At 40.8% G+C, this 15,257-nt stretch carries 13 protein-coding genes; 12 read left to right on the forward strand and 1 reads right to left on the reverse strand.

The features are described from left to right. Window positions 1-173: 173 nt before the first annotated feature. Window positions 174-2,873, reverse strand: a complete 2,700-nt coding sequence (locus tag IQ276_RS36715) for a hybrid sensor histidine kinase/response regulator (RefSeq protein ID WP_235116413.1) — start codon at window positions 2,871-2,873, stop codon at window positions 174-176. A gap of 309 nt (window positions 2,874-3,182) precedes the next feature. Between IQ276_RS36715 and IQ276_RS36720 the strand changes: the two genes are divergently transcribed. The 12 genes from IQ276_RS36720 (at window position 3,183) to holA (ending at window position 15,231) form a co-directional block, all read left to right on the forward strand. After that, window positions 3,183-4,679, forward strand: coding sequence for an ATP-dependent DNA helicase (locus IQ276_RS36720; RefSeq protein WP_235116414.1), 1,497 nt, complete (start codon window positions 3,183-3,185; stop codon window positions 4,677-4,679). Between the two features lie 492 nt (window positions 4,680-5,171). Next, window positions 5,172-6,248, forward strand: coding sequence for a hypothetical protein (locus IQ276_RS36725; protein ID WP_193921162.1), 1,077 nt, complete (start codon window positions 5,172-5,174; stop codon window positions 6,246-6,248). 242 nt (window positions 6,249-6,490) lie between these two features. Beyond that, window positions 6,491-6,937, forward strand: coding sequence for a DUF1257 domain-containing protein (locus IQ276_RS36730; protein ID WP_235116415.1), 447 nt, complete (start codon window positions 6,491-6,493; stop codon window positions 6,935-6,937). Window positions 6,938-6,940: 3 nt separating this feature from the next. Continuing rightward, window positions 6,941-7,147 carry a DUF2997 domain-containing protein gene (locus IQ276_RS36735; RefSeq protein ID WP_193926006.1) on the forward strand — a complete coding sequence of 69 codons (207 nt, stop codon included), beginning with the start codon at window positions 6,941-6,943 and terminating at the stop codon, window positions 7,145-7,147. Between the two features lie 130 nt (window positions 7,148-7,277). Next, window positions 7,278-7,535: a hypothetical protein gene (locus tag IQ276_RS36740; protein ID WP_179075915.1), complete on the forward strand. Its 258-nt coding sequence runs from the start codon at window positions 7,278-7,280 to the stop codon at window positions 7,533-7,535. Continuing rightward, the gene (locus IQ276_RS36745; RefSeq protein WP_235116416.1) at window positions 7,532-9,148 is read left to right on the forward strand and encodes an AAA family ATPase; all 1,617 of its coding nucleotides are present in this window, start codon (window positions 7,532-7,534) and stop codon (window positions 9,146-9,148) included. Before IQ276_RS36740 ends, IQ276_RS36745 begins: the two co-directional genes overlap by 4 nt. Window positions 9,149-9,252: 104 nt before the next feature. Further along, window positions 9,253-9,804, forward strand: coding sequence for a WGR domain-containing protein (locus IQ276_RS36750; protein WP_235116417.1), 552 nt, complete (start codon window positions 9,253-9,255; stop codon window positions 9,802-9,804). A 199-nt stretch (window positions 9,805-10,003) separates the two neighbouring features. Continuing rightward, complete coding sequence (dnaN, locus tag IQ276_RS36755) at window positions 10,004-11,458, forward strand: DNA polymerase III subunit beta (RefSeq protein WP_235116418.1); 1,455 nt, start codon at window positions 10,004-10,006, stop codon at window positions 11,456-11,458. A gap of 320 nt (window positions 11,459-11,778) precedes the next feature. After that, window positions 11,779-12,195 (forward strand): XisH family protein, encoded by a 417-nt coding sequence (locus IQ276_RS36760; protein ID WP_235116419.1) that lies wholly within the window; start codon window positions 11,779-11,781, stop codon window positions 12,193-12,195. Further along, window positions 12,183-12,536, forward strand: a complete 354-nt coding sequence (locus tag IQ276_RS36765) for a XisI protein (RefSeq protein ID WP_235116420.1) — start codon at window positions 12,183-12,185, stop codon at window positions 12,534-12,536. Before IQ276_RS36760 ends, IQ276_RS36765 begins: the two co-directional genes overlap by 13 nt. Window positions 12,537-12,778: 242 nt before the next feature. After that, on the forward strand, window positions 12,779-14,272 hold the full coding sequence (dnaX, locus tag IQ276_RS36770) for a DNA polymerase III subunit gamma/tau (RefSeq protein ID WP_193920550.1): 1,494 nt from the start codon (window positions 12,779-12,781) through the stop codon (window positions 14,270-14,272). After that, window positions 14,269-15,231, forward strand: a complete 963-nt coding sequence (gene holA / locus IQ276_RS36775) for a DNA polymerase III subunit delta (protein ID WP_193920551.1) — start codon at window positions 14,269-14,271, stop codon at window positions 15,229-15,231. Before dnaX ends, holA begins: the two co-directional genes overlap by 4 nt. The last annotated feature ends 26 nt before the right edge of the window (window positions 15,232-15,257 follow it).

The following is a 15,257-nucleotide window of genomic DNA, read 5'->3' on the forward strand; positions in this document are numbered from 1 at the left end:
AAGGTAATAAGTGGGGTATTCAAGCAAGAATACCTCACTCGCTAGCTGAAAGATGTCCAGAAAACCCCGTGAGATCAAACCAGGATACTGTTATCACATTACCATTCGCTGCAATAACCGTGAGTTTCAGTTAACTCACCACGAATGCCGTCAGGTGATTGCTATACTGTTGATCAAGTTTTTAATACCTCAATGATCTTGTCCACAAGTTCCATTGGTTCAATTGGCTTGGCAATAAAAAGTTGAAACCCTGCTTTTAAAATACGTTGCTCATTTTTGGCTTCAGCAAAAGCAGTGAGAGCGATCGCTGGAATTTGTCCCCCTTGCTTTATAGTGCGGGAGCGAATCTGACGAATCAAGGTAAAGCCATCCTCATCTGGCATACTGATATCACTAATCAGTAGAGCGGGCGATTGCTGTTCTAAAAGTGCCAACGCTTCTTTTACTGATGCTGCCACTAATACATCTGCCCCGGCGCTTTGGAGAACAGTCTGCATTAACATCCGAGCATCTGCATCGTCATCTACAACCAGAATGCACAAGTTCTGCAATTGGGCAATTTCCTTATTCCCATACAGCAATTCTCCTACTACTAGTTCATCATTACTCAACTGCTTTGTCATTGTTACGATAGGTAGCCTCACCGTGAATGTCGAACCCTTGCCGAATCCCGCACTGGCTGCTGTGATCTTGCCATTGTGGAGTTCTACAATTGTCAGAGCGATCGCAAGTCCTAACCCTAATCCACCAGCAGAACGAGTAGTTGAAGCGTCACGCTGACTAAACCGTTCAAAGACGAATGGTAGAAATTCTGCTTCTATGCCCCTCCCTCGATCAATAACAGTAATCTGAGCCTGAGACTCAACTTGTTCCAACCTCACCTCTACACTTTCATTCTTGGAACTAAACTTGATTGCATTTGAAAGCAAATTCCAAACCACTTGTTGTAAACGAATGGCATCACCTAAAACCTTGGACACACCAGTATCAAGATGTAACTTAATTTGAATGCCCTTTGTTTCGGCTGACAATCGAATAGTATCTGCTGCTGACCGAATTACACTTGCTAGGTCAACAGGTTCGATTTCCAAATTCATCTCGCCCTTCTGCATCCTAGCCAGATCCAACAAATCGTCAATTAAGCGAACTTGTAGACGGGCATTCCGTTCAATCGTTTCCAGTCCCTCAATTTTCAGTGCTTCATCCATCTCATGTTCAGTTAGCAATAGTTGCGCCCAACCGTGGAGATTATGCATGGGAGTGCGTAACTCATGAGACAAGACAGCGACGAATTCATCCTTGACTCGATTTATTTCTGCCAGTTCCTCAGTCTTTTGTCTCAGTTCTTCCTCTACACGCTTTTGTTCAGTGATATCAATGCCGATTAAAAATGCGGCTTTGTTCTGGTCATATTTTTGAGCCACAATTAAATAACTACGATCTGCGCTTATGGATTTCAACTCATATAATGCTTCAGATTGATCTCCAGCAAAGAAATTTTGCACGAACTCACGAAACCCATTACCACTAGCTAAAAAACCAATATCCTGACCAACAAAAGCTTCGGGAGACAAATCAAAACTATCAGCTAAGTGCTTGTTGACACCTAGATAGCACAAATCGGAACTGACCCAAGATACAATTCCAGGTACAGCCTCCAGTACAGTCTGTAACTGATCTCTAGCCGCTTGCAGTTTTTTTTCTGCCTGGTTGCGCTGGGTAATATCTAGAAATATACTTACACACCCCCGCACTTTTCCATCTTCATCAAATAAAGGGGCAGCATACTGCGATAGGTTAATTCTCACACCATCATCACGAACCACCTCAATTTCCGAATCCAGTATTTCCACCCCATGAGTGGTAGCATATTGCATAGCCAGTTCTTCTGGAGCTAATTCTCTGCCTGACTGATAAACTTTAAAGTTAGTTGGACGTTCATCATTGGGAGCGCTGAGAGAGGCATTTGCGTCAACAGGTATGCCCAGCAGTTTGGCAAGAGCCGGATTAGCTCGAATAGTTCGGCATTCTGGATCTTCTGCAATGCCAATGCCAGTTGGAATCACCTCTAACAAAGTTTGTAGTTCTTTAACTCGTCGATTTAAAGCTTGGTTTAACTTGATAATTTTTGCTTCTGCTTGTTTGCGGTTCGTGACGTTTTGGAAGATTGCCAAGCCCGTCAGAATTTTGCTATTTTCATCTTTGACTGGAAAAGTTTGTATTAGATAAACTTGATTGTTATAAGGAATTTCAATACACATTGGAGTACCCTGTAAGGTACTACGGTAAGCTGGTTCTATCAGTTCGTAAGTCTCAGGGAGAACAGTTTCGTGCAGCGTTTTACCTTGGAACTCTTCTTTTGGTAAACCAAAGATTTGCAGTTCTGTACCCTCAGCACCCATAAAGCGCATATCTCGATCAAAGAGAAAAACTACTCCATTGGGTAGATTTTGGGTTAATGTTCGGTATAGTTCTTCACCTTGACGAAGTGAACGCTGACTCTGTAATAAATCTTTTAGATTGATTTGGGCTTCTGTTTTATCAGTATCTGACTGCTGTTTACATGACTGGAAGTTAGCAGTTAGCGCACTGATTAATAGACCCTCGATAACAAATAATACAAATTCTAGACTATCGAGAGTAGAAGATGGATTTGTAAAAAAGTAATGACTAGCTAAAGCAGCCAAAAACACTGATGTCAATCCTGAAATGATGCTACCGTACCAAGTACTTATAGAGATAGCAATCAGCCACAAGCTGAAAGAACTTGTGATTCCAGTTAGATGCTCTAGTCCCAACTTGACTAGCAAGGTTACTCCCACGCTGAAAAATGCAGTTCTGTAAGGCAGGTATTTTTGTTTGATCAACAACATAGAGATGGGAGCAACGCTCCAGAGTGAGACCGGATAAAAAACGAGCGATGTCTACGGCAGGCCACGCCTACGCTAAAAACTATTTTCAGTGTAATAAGACTTTAGTATATTTGGATACGTATTAATGCGTAGTGAAGTCATATGGTGACATGCGCGAAAATTTGTAATGAGAAGAATTAAAGTAGGATTTCCGAGTAGCAATAAATTTAACATTGGGGATGTTTACCTTAATCGAAAAATATATATGTGCAACTCCAGATTTAACTAAATCATCTGAATGTTAAAAAACTTTCAATATATTGATTGCTGATGATGCCGAATGGATATGGAAACATATTCATCAAACCAGAAGGAGTGTTGTTTTTTGGAGAAGCAAAACCAACAGCTATCGCTGCATTGAGTGGATCAATTAATGGAATTAGCGAAGCAATGATGATCCAAACACTTCCTACTTTCGCTGCAACAGGTTCTTTTCCATTTCAACTCACCCAGCAGCAGCAAAAAGCTTTAGATGCAATATGGACATTTATACAGCCAACCGTGATGGCTGCTTTATTTCTACTGGTTGGCTATGCCGGAACCGGCAAGTCAACTATTGTATTCCAACTAGTTAAAGTTCTTGTTGCCACAGGTAAGCGAGTTGTACTGACTGCACCCACTAATAAAGCTGTAGGTGTGCTGCAACGTATGGCGGCAGAAAATGGCGTAACTGGGGTAGAATTCTTCACCATTCACCAGTTGTTAGGACTGGGTATGGTAACTAGAGGTAAAGAGAAAGTACTTGACCAAACTGGGCCTTCTTACATCAATCTATTTGATGTTGTCTTTATTGATGAATGTTCCATGATTGGCAAACAACTCTGGCACTGGATTGAGGATGTTGCTAACCAATCATCCACCTGGACAAAAATCAAAATTATTCTCATGGGCGACCCAGCACAGTTAAATCCAGTTAATGAAGGAAAATCCCCTAGTTTTCAAGTGCCAGATAAAGCAGTATTGACTCAAGTTGTGCGTCAAGGAACTGGTAGTCCCTTATTAGAGTTTGTCACTGCTTCTCGCTATGCAGTTACCAAGAGCAAGTTTCCTTTTGAGCCTTATGCCAAATATCTGCCTGATAAAAGTAATGGGGCGCTGATGGTTAAACGTCAAACTTTGCTGCGTTATGCTTGCAAAAAGATGAAGAGAGAATTTGCTCAAAACCCAGATTGTTTCCGAATTTTATCCTGGACTAATACTCAGGTTGACTTTTACAATCAGCAGATTCGCACACATTTATATGGTGAAAATCTCAATCGCTTTATTCCTGGAGAGAGATTAATCACCAGAGATCCTGTGATGGCTCCTGATGGTAAAACTACGATTCTTTCTACATCTACAGAGTTTACTGTTTTAGATGTTTTTGGGGATCGTTATAACAACTATGATACTTGGAGGTTAAAGGTAGAGACAGATGAAGGGATTGTGCGTCAAATCTATGTTCTGCATGAAGATGAGCAAAAACAATTTGATCAAGAAACCAAACGCTTACTCAAAAGTGCCAAGCGTAATCCCTTTCTGTGGAAGCAGTACTACAAACATTCAGAGCAGTTTGCCAACATCAGAAACTGCTTTGCATTAACTGTTCACAATAGCCAAGGTAGCACTTTCTTAGAAGCGGGTATTGATGGTAAAGATTTGAGTAAGCGACTTTATCCAGAACGAGGAGATGACAGTAAGGCAGTACTGGCCAAGATTAGAGAGTTTAATCGTTTGTACTATGTTTCTAGCTCACGGGCTAGACAACGGATATTAGTTATCCGGTGATAATTGTGTATAGCAATCTCGACACACAATTGCGATTAATCATTCGTGAACAATGAGAACCCCGATTTATCTAATAAATCGGGGTTCTGTGCCTTGTAATTTTCACAAATAAAATAAGCTAATGAAAATTTAAGTTGCATGAAAGCAGGGCTTCAGCCCTTACTAAAAGCGAATAAATCTGGAAAAAAAACGACGATTAGCTTATGATTGCTAGATTATGAAATAGATAATGTCTTATGAAACGTTTGCTCACTTTAAGAACTGCTTACTAACTATAGAAAGACTGTCTTTTTTTTACAATATTTCTGCGAATAATCTGATCTTAGCAGCTTTTTAGTTTCATATTGATTTTAACATACAATCAACTTTATCTATATTTAGTAACCATTTAAATGATTTGCGTGAATAAAGTTATAGCCAAACTTAGTGGCGAAAAGGTAAAGCTGACGCTTTATTTTACTGAGGTAAAAAACATTATTATTCCTAGTAAATGTGGTACAATCAGTGATTACAAATTCAAGCGAAACCTTTCTAAAAGACGCTGTTGTTGAAAGATATAACATCTCTAAGTTGAATAAAACTCGCATCCGTTTCAAGATTCAGTTAAAGAAGACAACCAAGAGTAATGCTCCCAAATGGACAGATGTTCTCAAATATTCTCAAGATGAACAAGAATCTGACTTAGTGAAGGTTACAACCTCAGAAGTTGGTTTAAAGGGCATCAAAGTTTTCAAAGCTTTAGACGAAGCAGCAAACCAATTAAGGCAAGAAATTGCTTCAGTCCAAGAATGGATGAATTATGACAATGGTGATTGGATTTGTTCTATAGACTTAGCGCCCTTGGTCTGGAATCAACTAATCGGAATTCGAGATAATATCGCACCTGTTTTACGCACTCAACTGAAAGAAGAGTATGAAAAGGGGTACACAGACTATCAAGAACGTATTGACAAATTTCTCTCACTCAATGCTTGGCAGTTATCTATAGAACAACAACAAGAAGTTAAGCAGAACTTAGCCAAAGCTTTTCCCTGTTTAGAGGAACTAGAGGACTATTTACAAGTAGTAATTGGTCGTCCTGTTATTATTCCCGCCATCAGTGAACAATTGTCAGAGAAACAAGCTGAATGCTTAGAGCAAATAACTCGGTTTATCGAACAGTATGACAGAAATTTAGAACAAACACTGAGGGAATCAGCGATCGCAGGAGGTGAACAACTAGCAGCCCAGTTGCTCGAAGATTTGAGCAATTGGGAACCAGGACGCAAGCCAGTCAACTTCAAGAAAAAGATGGAACGCCATTTCAAAAAAGTCCAAATGCTTTTGGCTAACGCCAGTTTTGAAGCTGGTAGCAGCCTTGGACAAATGATGGCTCATCTAGAAAATGTTCTCGAAAACGCTTCTGTGGATGCCAAAAAGCTCGATTCACAAGGGCGTTCTCAGTTACAGGAAAAAATGGATGAAATTTGCTCCAAGCTTCTGGATGAACAACGCCATCTTCAACGATTAGCAAGTGATGAAGGCATGGGATTAACCAGAGCTACAGCGATGTCTCTCAAACTTCGTTAGAAAAAACAATCGAGAACGTGTCTGTATCGTCGTTGATCGAAAACGAGGTGTGAGGGAGCCACTGCGGTGGACGGGTTTCCACAGCAGTAAGCAAGTGGCGTTGTAGAGGAAGACAATACGCCTACACTTCCCAAGCTTGCTACGGAACTAAGAGGGGAAGTGATAGGTAGGAACTTTTTGCTTCCTTGTCTATCACCACTGTTCCCATTAATTTACCAGTCCACAGTATTTAGAGGTAGGAAATGTCACATTTTTCAACTGTCACCACAAAACTAACTAACCGTGAATGTTTAGTACAAGCTCTACAAGATTTGCAGCTTACTGTCCAAGTTTATGAAAAACCACAATCGCTGAGAGGTTATTACGACGACTCCCAGGGGAAAAGCGCTGAGATTGTTGTCCCTGGTCGTAGTTTAAGTGTCCGTGCAGATATCGGGTTTATGTGGGATCAAGAGGCAGGGGTGTATCAACTCATCCATGATGCCTATGAAACTGTACCCCGACTAGGAGAAGACTTCTTTTCGCACACCTTAATACAAGCCTACGGACAGAAGATGGTTCGCGCTAAAGCAGCCCAGTTACAAGAACATCTGGGAGAATGCACCATCACAGAAGAAACCAACGGTCAGGTACATACCCTGCGTCTTGCATTTTCAGCACACCAGCAAACTCAACAAATACGGAGGTAACTTATGGAACGGGCAATCTTGATACATTTTGACACTGCTACAGGCGAAGTGAAAATAGAAGCCGAGGGATTTGAGGGTTTGTCGTGTCTAGAAGCAACCCAACCCTTTGAGGAAGCTTTGGGTGTGGTGCAGGGCGATCGCATTTACAAACCAGAATCTCAGCAACAGCTTCGTAGCATCATTACTCATCAACAACGACTGTACCAATAAATGATGACAAGAGAGACAAGGGAGAGATATCTTCAATAACTCCTCCTTATCCCTCACCTAAACGTGCCATTCCACCAATAAACATTTGATGGGGGGATTTTGCTCGTCCCCCCGCACAATTAATTTTTCTATGAGCGAACTACCTGAAGATTATCCGATGCTCCATATTTACCCCTCAAAAGGAGCGCGGCAACCAGTAATTCTCAAAGGAAACGCGGAAGGACTGTGCGCGCTACTCAATGCCCTAATTTCCGCGATTGCTCATCCAAATTCTTCTGGAGTTGCTGAAGTGTTTAACGGCGATGCCGAAGTTTACGAAGTAGTCGTGCATCTTGTTACCACTCACGAAAAACTTTCTCCCGTACCCGATCAAAATTCGCAACAATGAAACTATCAAACTTGATTACCACCATTGATTCTCAAATACCCATCGTGGCAATAGATGTTCTGTCCCCCGAAGAAGCCACTATCATTCAGTGGTTAACTACTGAAGTGATGGACAAACTTAACAGTCCTGTATACTTCTGGAATTTGGGAGTTTCCGGCTTGGAGCAATGTCTGATTGCTGACGACGGTGGACTGGTATTCAAATCAGTCGAGACGTATAAAAAGCCTCATAACATAGACCCTTTAATATATGTGTTCGAGTACATCAATAATTTTGGTAGTAATGGAGTTTTTATCCTGGGAGATGTTCACCCTTTTGTGGGTAAAAACTCCCTGCAATTGAGTTGGGAAATCCTCACTAGAGTAAAAAACTTGTACCATCGCCTCAAACCGACTGAAAAGCGAATTGTGTTTTTAGGTCAAAACATTCAACTGCACGAATCCCTGCTGAGACTAATTCCTTGCTGTGAAGTTCCTTTGCCCAGCATTGAGCAAATTCAAGACCACTTAGAATCATATTTACTATACTTGCAAGAATCTGCCAGTGAGCAAGAGGTAACTTTTACCGTATCTCTCACCATTGAAGATAAAGAAACCTTGGCAAGAGCAGCTTTAGGGCTAACCTTGGAGGAAATTAGCGACTTTCTCCGGCTCACTGTTAAGGAGCGATTAACTTCTAAAGGTATAGTAATTGATACTACGGTCATCCCTTTGGTTGTCGAATACAAAACCCGCCTACTGTCTCAGATGGGTATTGAATTGGGTAAATTGGCGACCATACCCTTTGGTGGTTTGGATTTATTGCGGGATTGGTTGCAACGCCGCAGCCGATTATTTTCTCAAGAAGCGCGATCGCTAAATCTACCTCAGCCTAAAGGTGTGTTACTGGCAGGGCCACCAGGGACGGGTAAATCGATAGTGGCGAAAAACATTGCAACCATACTCAATCTTCCACTGCTGCAATTAGACATTGCCTCAATGCTTGGTAGTTTGGTGGGAGAATCTGAGGGCAATGTCCGCCGCGCACTCAAGACTGCTGAAGCGATCGCACCCTGTATCTTGTGGATTGATGAGGTCGAGAAAGCACTTTCAGCTAATGGCGATACCTCTGGAGTCTCACAAAGGATTCTGGGAAATATCCTCACTTTCATGTCTGAATGTACGGCGGGGGTGTTTGTGGTGGCAACTTGTAATGACCCAACAGCGCTGCCTATTGAGTTCAAGAGGAAAGGGCGGTTTGATGAGAATTTCTTCGTTGACCTGCCTACTGAGTTGGAACGTTGCCAGATTCTCAAGATTCACTTAGAACGCTTTGGTATAGAAGTTCCGCAGGAATATTTAGAGGCGATCGCTGCTAGCACCGACAAGTTTAGTGGTGCTGAGTTGGAAACCCTGGCATCAGAAGCAGCACTCCTGGCTTTCGATGAGGGAAGACCTCAGCAGGTTACACTGGCTGATTTAGAAAATTGCCAACAAAACATCACCCCTTTAGCTGTTCAAGATGCTGCTGCTGTTGAGCGGATGCAGTCTTGGTCAAAGATTGCGCGACCAGCTTCCAGTCCTGTGCAGGTGTCTAAGAAAGGTCTTCGTACTTCTAGATTCCGTACTAATTAGGTATTCCCAAATTAGTAATGATTTGAAGCTTTTGTCAAATGAACATCTGTTGTTGAGATGTTCATTTGATATGGCAATACGTTACTCTAAATTATGTCAAAAATATGGAAGTTTACTTAATATTTGTAGATGCGGCTCAGAACAGTAACAAATTCTGGAGTGCAAAAGTTGAGCAAAGCAATCTAACTGTTGAGTGGGGTAGGGTAGGCTACAAATCTCAGCAAAAAGTTCACTCTTTCGGTAATACTCAACAAGCAGTTTCTAAATTCCACAATCTCGTGGCTGAGAAGAAAATGAAAGGCTACCGAGAAAGCCAACCTCAAATTGATAGTACTTCTGATTCTCTAGAAATCAAAAGAGCTATCCAATTACTGGAAATTTTGCGCCCTTATGTAGCAGAAAGACAATTTGCCAATAGAAATTATCTAGAGACATTAAACCAATATTTAAAAATCGTTCCTACACCTTTAGGAATGAAAATAGACCCATCTCGAATATACCGCGATGTAGCAGATATTGAGCATCAACTATCACTGCTGAACTCTTTGTTGGAAACTGATTCTGTGCTGGGTGATAACACTACAGAAGAATCTGTTAATAACAGCAAAGTTATTAGTTTAAAAAGCATTGGAAAGAACTTTTGGAGGCATTTGTAGAAAGAATTCAGGAGCGGAGCCAGATACTCCGAAAGCTACGATTAGAATAAAGGCTTACCTGAGAGCGGTTAAATGGGATATCTCACTAAAGTTCCGTATGTCTCACAGAGTAAAAGCATCTGATTCAAAACTTCACATCCTTTATTTTCTGCTATCGCAGTCACCTTTCTAACAATGACGCAACCAGAAATAAATTATCATGACTCAAACAGCACACAAACAAAGGGTAAAGCCTGCCAATCAGACAAAAGAAACAAGTGTAGCTACTCCTAAAGCCGAAAATGAAGTATCAGCAAATATCCCAGAAATATCTACAGGTAAAAAGAAAAAACCTACATCTCTAGATGCTGATACTTCAACTGAACCTATCTCAAATAAGCGTACTAATAAACGTTCTGCCAAATCAGAGTTAAACTCTCAACCACTTATAGAATCAGGAATGGAGGTAATCTGCTCACAAACTAAATTTCACGATGCACTCTCTTTAGTTAGTTGTGCTACCCCAGCTAAACCTACCCATCCGATTCTTGCTAATGCTCTAATCATTGCAGATGTCGAAACACAACAGATACATTTAACTGTTACTGATTTAGCATTAACAATTCAGGCAAGTTTTGAAGCCCAGGTATTGCTCAAGGGTGAAATTACTGTGCCAGTGGAAATGCTATTTGAGATAGTTAAGCATTGCCCTAATGGTAATATTAGCCTCAGTAGTCAGACTCAGATTATACAGCTTATTGATGAGGATAAGCAAACAAAAATCTGCTCTCTCAGTTTATCTGATGCTGATGGAAAATATGAAATTAGAGGCATTAGTGCTGAAGACTTTCCACCTAGTTCTACAATTGATGCTACTCCCATTCCTCTGCCAACAACAGTTTTAAAAGATGGTTTGAAAGGTGTGATTTATGCTGTCAGCACTGATGAAAATAAATATATTTTGACCGGAGTTCATATCCAACTTGCACAGGAGAAGTTAAAGTTTATTGGTACTGATGGGCATCGAGTCGCAACCACTGAACTTTCAACTCAAGGAATTGGTAGAAAACCGCGTAAACAAGTAGAATCTGAAGAGATAATCCAATTTACTATTCCCGGTCGAGTCCTCAAGGAACTAGCGCGTAACTTGGATGATTCTGTCGAATTCATTAATTTGTTGTATGATGCCCAAAATAATCGCTTGGGTTTTGCTTGGCAAGATATTATCCTCAGATGTCAATGTCTAGAAGGAACTTACCCTGACTGCGAACAGCTATTGGCAAGATTTAGCTTTGACCGAGAAGTAATCCTAGAAAAAGCATTCTTAGTCAAAGCACTGGAACGGTTAGCTGTGTTAACAGATAAAAAAGAGAAAGGTATTTACTTACAATTTGATGGAAGTTTGCAGCAGCTACGATTATCAATTGAACGGGAGTTTGGCAAAGGCGATCAGGTTATTGCTGCTCATCTACCATCAGAAATGTCATTGAATATTCAGTTTAACCTCAAGTATTTAGTAGAAGCAGCTAAGGCAATTCCTAGTTCCGCTATCAAAATGCACTTGCAACAATCAGATCATCCTGCCATGTTGGTTCCTTATGGAGATAGACCAAATCCAGAACTGCAAATGGAAATGCGTCAATTCTTACTGCCACTGTACACTCTAAATGCTTAATAAATGTTAATCGGAATCTTGAAGTTTTGTAGGATGTTTTGGATACGAGTGGTGTTTATTTTAGACGGGGATTTGAGGAACTCTGGACAAAACTGACAATATGAACGAAAATTCTCGATTTTGACAAATAGAAACTGTGCATTTTGGCGGTATATATCCGACTATTTGCCGCCAAAATGCCAAATTTATCCAGTTTTATCAAAAAAAAAGGAAGCAAAGCAGGGTGCAAGAAGGAAAGAGAGAAAAGTATGTTTTAGAATCTAATTGTTACCCAATATAGTAAACACTTTACAATTAGAGTATTACTCAATAGTTCCACCATGCCAGCAAAAGACATATACCATAATGAAGTCAAGAACGCATTGATAAAAGACGGTTGGACTATCACAGATGATCCTTACTTTATCAAATATGAGGATGCTGAACTCTACGCTGACCTAGCAGCAGAAAAACCGATCGCCGCAGAACGCCAGGGACAGAAGATTGTTGTAGAAATCAAGAGCTTTGTGGGCAAATCGCTGATGTATGATTTTCATAATGCCCTGGGACAATACATAGTCTATCGGAAACTCATTCAACTTACTGAGCCAGAATATAAACTTTATTTAGCTGTTGATGATGTTGTCTATGAGAACTTTTTTCAACGTAAATCTGTACAAGCAGTCATCAATGAAAATAACCTGCTGTTAATAGTTGTAAATACAGAAAAGGAGGAAATTCGGCAATGGATAAGCTAGAACAATACCGCAATACTATCAAGAAGATATTGACTGATTATTACGAAACTACTAATACTCAAGTTATAAAAGATACGGGAGTTGAAGTAAGCGATCGCTTGGCTTTTGATGAAACAAGAGATCAATATCTTTGGTTTAGGTTTGGCTGGGATGACAAAAAGCAAATACAGTATATTATCATCTATCTCTGCATTAAAAACGGCAAAGTTTGGGTGGAAGAAGATGCAACTAATTTATGCGTTGTTGATGATTTGCTATCAGCCGGAATACCCCAAGCCGATATTGTTTTGGGTTTCCATCATCCCAGTAAACGAGGTTTAACAGAATTCGCTACTGCTTAAGGAGGCAGGTAAAAAAGGGAAAATTAGCGTTCTATGGGGCAAGAATATGAATTCTAAAATGGCTATAGCTCGGTTGTAAATTCCATAAACTTCTCCACCTGTTTCAACGTTTAAATAATTAGGTGTACTCAACTTCTGGTATCGGTAAATCTTACTGTAATTGAGCAAATCAGCCTACTTTGGATTCAAAATTACACCCCCTTAACAGGGGTAAGGGCGACAAATTAAGGTTAATGAATCCTATGTCTACAGTCGCCCTACATCAAAAATATCGACCCCAGACAATAGCCGAATTAGTTGGACAGCCCTACATCAAAACTGCTCTGACTAATGCTGTCAAATACCTGCAAATTGCACCCGCTTATTTATTCACAGGTTCTAGAGGCACAGGTAAAACCTCAACTGCTCGGATATTTGCTAAATCCCTCAATTGCCTCAACACTAAAAAACCAACTGACCAACCTTGTGGTATTTGTCAATCCTGCCGTTCAATTGAAACCAGTAATAGCCTAGATGTCAGTGAAATTGATGCTGCTTCTAATAATGGTGTAGATGATGCCCGTGCTTTAATTGAGCGCAGTACCTTAGCACCTGTTGCAGGACGTTACCGAATTTTTATTCTAGATGAGTGCCATTGTCTAACCGGTAACGCCTTCAATGCCTTACTTAAGTGTATTGAAGAACCACCACCTCATGTTGTTTTCATTCTCTGCACAACAGAACTGCACAAGGTATTACCTACTATTGTCAGCCGTTGTCAAGTGTTTAATTTCCGCACTTTGTCTGTTCAGGCAATTGTGCAGCACCTCGGTATTGTAGCAGATGCAGAATCTATTTCTATTGATGATGAGGCACTAACAGCGATCGCACGACTCAGCGATGGTGGATTGCGGGATGCACTGCAATTACTGGGTCAGGTGAGTCTTTTAGATGAAGATATCACTGCTAATCATGTCATGGAAATCGCTGGTGGTGTGACCCAAACAGAATTAATGTCAATTTTACAGGCAATATCCACGAACAACACCTTTAACTTGCTGCAAGTAGCAAGACTTCTAGTCGACTCTGGTAAAACACCCAAATTGATTCTCTCTAATTTACTGCAAACATACCGAGATTTACTGATTATCAAGTCTGCACCCAAAGAGCAATCCCTGCTAACTGGTTGTGTTAGCTATGCTCAACTCAAGGCTTTAGCAAATCACTGGAATTTCGAGACGCTTAACTTGTCCCTAGCAGAGTTACAAAAAGCAGAAAACTATCTTCGGTACACAGTAAATGCTGCTGTGTGGCTAGAAGTTTGCTTACTGAACCTGATACCCAGTTTATTGCCTTTGCCTGTCAGTGCAACCAAGACGCTAACTGCCAAACCTGTCAATGACGGCAAGTTGCTACCGACAGTTGGAGTATACACCACAAATAAGGTGACAGCTAAACCTATAGATGACAAATTGTTACCAACAGTTGCAGCCAATACCGCTAACCTGGCTCAAATTTGGCAGCAGGTGATGGATACAGCTAAACCCAGCAATCAAAAGCTGTTGGCTCATGCAAATCTCGTTAAATTGCAAGGTGACAAGGCAATTTTAGAGGTTACACCAGCTTACCTGAATAAGTTTGAAAGTAGTAAAGAGGCGATCGCTAAAATGCTGCAACGAGCTACCCAAAGTCAACAACCAATAACTGTATTAATTAAAACTGCCGACCTCAATATTAATGGGAGGGTAAAAGCATGATTGTCTTGCTGACAGGTGACGACCAACACGCCATCCAGGAACAGCTAAACCAATACAAAGCAGAGATTGATGCTCAATGGCTCACACTTTGCTATCACCGATTTCCAGCCGATCGCCTTGACCAAGCTATCAGTGTAGCTCGCACTCGTTCCCTGACAGGTGGTAAAAAACTGGTAATTGTGGAAAATTGCCACCTCAAGCAGTGGGGTGATACTGAGTTGTCAACCTTGCAGCAGCTTGTTCAAGTGCCTGAATTCACAATTTTGGTGTTTGTCGCCACCAATGTAGATAAGCGCCTGAAGATTTACAAACATATTGTCAAGTATGCCAAGTTGTTTGAGTTTCCATTAATACCACCTTGGCGTACTGATTTGATTGAAAAGGCGATCGCTATTCAAGCTAAAAAAATCAAGCTGGTGCTGTCAAAGAATGCGGTGGAATATCTAGCAGAAGCAATTGGTAACGATATGACTCGTGCAGCCACAGAGTTACGCAAACTGTATATCTATGGTAAGGGCAGACAACTTGAACTTGCAGAAGTAAAAGAGTTAGTGCCATGTCAGACTCAGAATAGCCTACAACTGGCATCTGCTATTCGCCAAGGAGAAAGCAATCAAGTTTTGCACCTGCTGGATGATTTACTGTCACGCTCTGAACCATTAATGGTGATTGTTGCTACTCTCCTAACGCAGTTTAGAACTTGGCTGTGGGTTAAGTCAGCGATCGTTTCTGGGGTTAAGAAAGATAGTGAATTAGCTCAACTGTGCAGTATCAGCAATCCTAATCGCATTTACTATTTGCGTCAGGAGGTAGCAAATACAAGCATCAATGCTTTAGCTAAGGCAGTAACTATGATGCTGGATTTGGAGATGTCTATTAAGACAGGTGCTGAAGCGAAGAATTTATTACCGACAATTCTTAGTCTTAGTAGTAAATTCAAGCTAACTCCAACAATGTAAACTTAATTGATAATTTGGGATTTTAT

The organism is Desmonostoc muscorum LEGE 12446, from assembly GCF_015207005.2.
GTDB classification, from domain to species: domain Bacteria; phylum Cyanobacteriota; class Cyanobacteriia; order Cyanobacteriales; family Nostocaceae; genus Nostoc; species Nostoc muscorum.

What these genes read in the sequence shown, in the direction of transcription:
- IQ276_RS36715 (WP_235116413.1), bottom strand. Translation starts at nt 2,873, where the DNA reads ATGTTGTTGATCAAACAAAAATACCTGCCTTACAGAACTGCATTTTTC.
- IQ276_RS36720 (WP_235116414.1), top strand. Translation starts at nt 3,183, where the DNA reads ATGATGCCGAATGGATATGGAAACATATTCATCAAACCAGAAGGAGTG.
- IQ276_RS36730 (WP_235116415.1), top strand. Translation starts at nt 6,491, where the DNA reads ATGTCACATTTTTCAACTGTCACCACAAAACTAACTAACCGTGAATGT.
- IQ276_RS36735 (WP_193926006.1), top strand. Translation starts at nt 6,941, where the DNA reads ATGGAACGGGCAATCTTGATACATTTTGACACTGCTACAGGCGAAGTG.
- IQ276_RS36740 (WP_179075915.1), top strand. Translation starts at nt 7,278, where the DNA reads ATGAGCGAACTACCTGAAGATTATCCGATGCTCCATATTTACCCCTCA.
- IQ276_RS36745 (WP_235116416.1), top strand. Translation starts at nt 7,532, where the DNA reads ATGAAACTATCAAACTTGATTACCACCATTGATTCTCAAATACCCATC.
- IQ276_RS36750 (WP_235116417.1), top strand. Translation starts at nt 9,253, where the DNA reads ATGGAAGTTTACTTAATATTTGTAGATGCGGCTCAGAACAGTAACAAA.
- dnaN (WP_235116418.1), top strand. Translation starts at nt 10,004, where the DNA reads ATGACTCAAACAGCACACAAACAAAGGGTAAAGCCTGCCAATCAGACA.
- IQ276_RS36760 (WP_235116419.1), top strand. Translation starts at nt 11,779, where the DNA reads ATGCCAGCAAAAGACATATACCATAATGAAGTCAAGAACGCATTGATA.
- IQ276_RS36765 (WP_235116420.1), top strand. Translation starts at nt 12,183, where the DNA reads ATGGATAAGCTAGAACAATACCGCAATACTATCAAGAAGATATTGACT.
- dnaX (WP_193920550.1), top strand. Translation starts at nt 12,779, where the DNA reads ATGTCTACAGTCGCCCTACATCAAAAATATCGACCCCAGACAATAGCC.
- holA (WP_193920551.1), top strand. Translation starts at nt 14,269, where the DNA reads ATGATTGTCTTGCTGACAGGTGACGACCAACACGCCATCCAGGAACAG.